This is a genomic window from Polaromonas sp., from assembly GCF_039930745.1.
Taxonomy (GTDB): domain Bacteria; phylum Pseudomonadota; class Gammaproteobacteria; order Burkholderiales; family Burkholderiaceae_C; genus Polaromonas.
Window position 1 is genome coordinate 1 of record NZ_JBDTTH010000157.1, and the last position, 5,515, is coordinate 5,515.

Below are 5,515 nucleotides of genomic sequence, written 5' to 3' on the forward strand. Positions count from 1 at the left end.
GCGTGCCGGTGGCCGAGGTGTAGCCGTTCTTGAAGATCAGCAGCACCGCATCGTCACCGTTGAACAACGCGGACTGCACGCCGGTCAGCAGGCCGTTGTGCCAGAAGCCGCCGTCGCCCATGATGGACAACGTGCGCCGCGCCATCATCGGCGAGACACCGGCGCGGCTGGCCAGGCTCATGCCGTAGCCAAGAATGGAATGGCCGAAGGAGAAGGGCGCAAAGGTGCCGAAGGCGTGGCAGCCGATGTCGGCCGCAATGTGCACCGGCCCCACGTCCTGCTGTGCCAGCTTGAGCGCGGAAAACACAGGCCGTTCCGGACAGCCAATACAAAAGCCCGGCGGGCGCACTGGCAGCGCCTGGTTCAGTTGCGCTTCGATCTGTTGGCCCACGGCGTTGCGGCGCTCCGCATTGCCCTGCAGCCAGGTCTTGGCTCCTTCCAGTAATTCCGGGGAGGCAGCGAGTAAATACTTCTGGACGAAGTGCACCAGCCCCTGCGCCACCACCTCCACCGAATACTCGCCACCCGAAGGCAGCATGTCTTTGCCATGCAGCGGCGTGTTGATGTCGCGCCGGCGCAAAAAGGTGGCGATCTCCTGCTCGATGTATTCGGGCTGGCCTTCCTCGACCACCAGCACCGCGCGTTTGCCCAGCGCGAATTCGGCCACCTGTTCCGGCACCAACGGGTAGGTCACGTTCAGCACGAGGATGGGAATCTCACTCTGGCCAAACGCATCACACAGGCCGAACTGCTGCAGCGCGCGTATCAGCGAGTTATAGATGCCGCCCTGCACAATGATGCCGAAGTCCTGGCGTGGCCCGTCCATCAGCTCATTCAGTTGCTGTTCGACGATGTAGCGCCGCGCCGCCGGAATGCGTTCTTCGAACTTGAGCTTTTCATGCCGGAAGGTCACCGGCGGATGCGCGAGCTTGGCGTAGTCGAAGGCGGCGGGTTCTTCCATCAGCTGTCGCTTGGAAATCGCTGGCGGCCGGTTGTCTCGGCATTCAAAGCTGCCGCGCACGTGGCAGGCGCGTATGCGCAACTCCAGGATGGCCGGCATGTTCGTCGCTTCCGATAGGCGAAAGCCGTGCTCGACCATCTCGACCATCTTGCCGAGGTCGGGCCGCGGGTCCAGCAGGCACATGGTGGATTTGAGCGCGTAAGCATGCGTGCGCTCCTGAATCACGCTGGCGCCTTCGCCGTAGTCTTCGCCCACCACAATCAGCGCACCGCCGGTCACGCCGGGCGAAGAGAGGTTGGACAGTGCGTCAGCCGCGACGTTGGTGCCCACTATCGATTTCCAGGTCACCGCACCGCGCAGCGGGTAATGGATGGAGGCACCCAGCATGGCCGCTGCCGACGCCTCGTTGGCGCAGGCCTCGACATGCACGCCGAGCTCGTCCATGTAAGGCTTGGCCTGCACCATGACGTCGAGCAGGTGCGACACCGGTGCGCCCTGGTAGCCGCCCACGTAAGCCACGCCGGACTGGAGTAGTGCCTTGGTGATCGCGAGGATGCCCTCGCCGTGAAACGTCTCGCCCGCACCCATGCGCAGCGACTCGATTTCCTTGTTGAATGAAACTTCCAAGGGATGTCTCCGGTTTTTTATTTCGTGGGAAACCGCGAGTTTGGGGCTGGCGGGACTATCCATCAATAAAATAACAAAACTATCTGGTATTCATACAATGCATATAAAAGACATCGACCTGAACCTGCTTCGGCTGTTCGACGCGGTCTACCGCACCCGCAATGTGAGTCGCGCGGCCGAATTGATGGACCTGACGCAGCCCGCCGCCAGCCAGGGGCTGACGCGCTTGCGCCTGTTGATCAAAGACCCGTTGTTTGTGCGTGCCGGCGGCGGCGTGCAGCCCACACCGAAAGCTGACAGGCTGGCCGATGCCGTGCGCAGCGCGTTGGCCACGCTGGAGCAGGCGCTCAATGAATCTGCGCTGTTCGAGCCGCTGCTCTCGCGCAAGGTGTTCCGCATCCACATGAGCGACATCGGCGAGGCCCGCTTCCTGCCCGAGCTGATGGCGGCGCTGCGCAGGCTGGCACCCGGCGTGCGCATCGAAACCTCGCCGCTGGCCAGCGCCGACATCGCCCCTGCGCTGGACAGTGGGCGCATCGATTTTGCCTTCGGCTTTTTGCCCGCGGTGAAAGACACGCAGCGTGTGCAGCTCCTGAAAGACCGCTACATCGTGCTGTTGCGTGAAGGCCACCCCTTTACCGGGCGGCGGCGCAGCGGCCAGGCGCTGCTGGCCGCGCTGCGCCAGCTTGAATTTGTGGCGGTACGCACGCACTCCGACACCTTGCGCATCCTGCAGATGCTGCAGCTTGAAGAACGGCTGCGCCTGACAACCGAACATTTCATGGTGCTGCCGTTCATCGTCAAGGCCACCGACCTGGCAGTGGTGATGCCGCGCAATATCGCAAAAATTTTCGCTGCAGACGGCGGCTACGCCATCGTCGAGCCCGCGTTTCCCCTGCGCGACTTCACGGTCTCGCTGCACTGGAGCAAGCGCTTTGAAGCCGACCCCGGGAACCGCTGGTTGTGGGGAGTGATTGAAGCCTTGTTCAGGGAGTAGCGGGCAAGCCCTCCGGGGGTTGCTCGTTCAACGTGAAACCTCGATGGAGGTGGAGAGCCCTGGTTTTCCAGAAGCGACAAGACTGCTGGTGTCGAGTGATGGCAGCGCAGGGACGAGATAGCACTGTTTTGAGCATGAGCTCTGTGAAACAGGCCATCAGCCCTTTTCGGACGGGTGCAGTAAGCTATTAATTTGATAGCTAGACTGCCCGGTCCTTGCTTCAGCCATGCGGCGCTTCGTCCACCTTGCGCCGCCAGGCGCCCGGCGGCATGCCGTAGGCGCGGCTGAAAGCACGGCTGAAGGCCGCATCCGATTCATAGCCGATCTGCTCGGCAATGCGCGTCAGACTGAGGCGTCCGCTGCGCAGCGCATGTGCTGCCAGCGCCAGGCGCCAATGGGTCAGGTACTGCATGGGCGGCATGTCCATCAGCAGGGCGAAGCGTTCGGCTAGCACCGTTCGCGACATGTTGACCTCCTGTGCGAGGGAAGCCACGGTCCACTGGTGAGCAGGCCGCTCATGCAGCAGTGCAATGCTGCGCCCCACCTGGGGATCGCGCAGGCCGGCCAGCCAGCCGGGCTGCTGCTCGGGCAGGGATTCGATGTGGGTGCGCAAGGCCTCCACGAACAGCAGTTCGGCCAGCCGCGCGGCCATGGCGTCGGCGCCCGGCCGGCCCGACGCTGCTTCACCCGCCGCGTAACGTATCGAACTTTCAAGCCAGGGCCCGGAGTGCCGCTGGCGGATGTGGCTGCGGAACTGCCGCGGCAGCGTTGCCATCAGCGGCGTGGCGATCTGGCGCTCCCAGGAAAACCACCCACAGACGATGGCGGTCTGCGCGCCTTCGCCGCCATAACGCGTCAAGGCCAGCTCCGGTATTTTCAGACTGACCGCATGGCGGGCATCGGCCGGCCCATGGTTCAAGCCGCTGCCAATCAGGTGCGCGTCGCCACGGGGCAGCACGAGCACGTCACCGGCCGCCAGTGCCAGAGCCTCGCTGCCCGGCAGCTGGACCCAGCAGCGCCCTCCAACCACCAGATGGCAGACAACCGTGTGGTCGTGCGGCGGAGCAAACACCGGGGCCGGATTGGCCTGGTGGGGAGCGACGACGCACCACGGTTCGTGGAATTGCGCGTTGAGAAACAGCGCTCCCTTGAGCCGGACGACTCGCAGTATGTCGGACAACACGTCCATGGTGGGCTTCGCTCCTGGCTCTTGCGCCTGGCTGCGCATGTCTGCGGCGGGGTTTCGGGCAAAACTGCCGAACGCCCGGGCAGGACGGCGGCGGTGTGACAACGCAATATACAGGGGCTCCGGAACAGGCCGGAATGCGGAAACACCTTTTAACTATCAAGGAGCAACATGTCCGAACCATCGAAAGAACTGGTTGTACTTATGACCCGAGGCGCCGACCATGAGTTGTCATCAGTCGCGTTCACGATTGCCAATGGCGGCATCACCGCCGGTTTCAAGGTTTATGCCTTCCTGACCAGCGCAGCAGTGGACCTGGTGCGCAAACGCGCCGTCGAGCTGGCGCAGGTTGCACCGCTGGATCCGCTCAAGAAACTTATGGATGATTTTGTGCAGCGCGGCGGCACGGTCTGGGCCTGCCCACCCTGCGTCAAGTCACGCGGCTACACGCAGGAAGACTTCATCGAGGGTGTGGTGATTGTGGGGGCAAGCGCGATGCATGAGCGGCTGATGGCAGGGGCCTCGTCGCTCAGCTTTTGATCGACGGTGCACGTCGTCTCGCGGAGGCGCTGCTAAACCGCCGTCTTGCCTTCCGAAGATTTTCCGGACCCGCCGATTTCAGGTGGGTGCGTCACGATGGACTTGAGCTCAGGCCGTGCCGTGCGCAGGGCATCCACAGCCGGCTTGGTCCGGCGCAATGCCGGCATGGATGCAAACGCCTGTTCCAACGCCTGGGCTGCGGCCATCAGCTGCGCGTCGCCGCGCAGGCGGCCAATGACCTGCAGGCCAAAAGGCATGCCGTGTTCGTCGCTGCCGCAGGGCAGCGACAGCGCCGGATTGGTGGCCAGCGTGACCACGTAAGTCAGGCCCAGCCAGTGGTAGTAGTTGCGCATGGCCTGGCCGTCGATGTTGCCGGCGTAGAGCTCTGTCCAGGGGAAAGGCGTGACCGGTGTGGTCGGCGCGAGGATCAGGTCGTAATGCTCAAACGCTTTCGCGAAGCGGCGTGAAACGCGGGTTTGCTCCAGGTGCGCCCAGGCGCGGTCGGCCAGAGTGATGGCGGCGGCAATGTCCATGTTGGCGCGCACATTCGGGCCCAGCGTTTCGGGCTCGTTCTTCATGGTGTCGGCAAAGGCGGCCACAAAACTTTCCGCGCGCAGGATGTCGAAGGCGCGGTCGGCGTCGCCCAGCTGCAGGTCCACCGGCTCGCAACTGGCCACCAGCGGCCGGATGGCTTCGACGCGTTGGCGGAACACCCGGCGAATTTCAGGGTCAACAATGCACAGGCCAAAGTCTTCGGTCGTGCCCACGCGCAGGGTCGAGAGGTCCACGTCCTTCAGCGGCCACAGCTGTGCGGCCTCAACCGGGTAAGACAGCGGGTCCCGCGCATCGTGGCCCACGCTGGAGGCAAACATCAGCGCGGTATCGGCCACGTTGCGGCCCATGGGCCCCAGCACGGAGATGACGGACCAGCCCAGCGGCCGGGCGTCATTGGCGACCAGCCCAGGCGAGGGGCGCAGGCCCACCACGCCGCACAGCGCAGCCGGTATGCGCAGCGAGCCGCCGGTGTCCGAGCCCGTGCACAGCGGCAACATGTCGGCGGCCAGCGCTGCCGCTGAGCCGCCCGAAGAGCCGCCGGCATTCAGCAGGGGGTTGAAAGGGTTGCCGGTGGCGCCCCACACCGGGTTGCGCGTGTTGGCGCCGGCGCCCATGTCGGGCACGTTGGTCTTGGCGGTGACGATGGCGC

The 5,515-nt window shown here is 64.3% G+C and carries 5 protein-coding genes; 2 read left to right on the forward strand and 3 right to left on the reverse strand.

Annotated elements, in window-relative coordinates:
- Window positions 1–1,588 (reverse strand): thiamine pyrophosphate-dependent enzyme (locus ABI660_RS22855; RefSeq protein ID WP_348072464.1); only part of this gene is annotated, 1,588 nt, incomplete at its 3' end.
- A gap of 97 nt (window positions 1,589–1,685) precedes the next feature.
- Here ABI660_RS22855 and ABI660_RS22860 point away from each other — a divergent pair.
- Window positions 1,686–2,585, forward strand: coding sequence for a LysR family transcriptional regulator (locus ABI660_RS22860; protein WP_348072466.1), 900 nt, complete (start codon window positions 1,686–1,688; stop codon window positions 2,583–2,585).
- Between the two features lie 220 nt (window positions 2,586–2,805).
- Here the strand turns inward: ABI660_RS22860 and ABI660_RS22865 are convergent, their stop codons facing one another.
- Window positions 2,806–3,774 (reverse strand): AraC family transcriptional regulator, encoded by a 969-nt coding sequence (locus ABI660_RS22865; RefSeq protein ID WP_348072468.1) that lies wholly within the window; start codon window positions 3,772–3,774, stop codon window positions 2,806–2,808.
- Window positions 3,775–3,942: 168 nt separating this feature from the next.
- Between ABI660_RS22865 and ABI660_RS22870 the strand changes: the two genes are divergently transcribed.
- Window positions 3,943–4,311 carry a DsrE family protein gene (locus ABI660_RS22870; RefSeq protein ID WP_348072470.1) on the forward strand — a complete coding sequence of 123 codons (369 nt, stop codon included), beginning with the start codon at window positions 3,943–3,945 and terminating at the stop codon, window positions 4,309–4,311.
- Between the two features lie 32 nt (window positions 4,312–4,343).
- Here ABI660_RS22870 and ABI660_RS22875 read toward each other — a convergent pair.
- Window positions 4,344–5,515 (reverse strand): amidase (locus tag ABI660_RS22875; protein ID WP_348072472.1); only part of this gene is annotated, 1,172 nt, incomplete at its 5' end.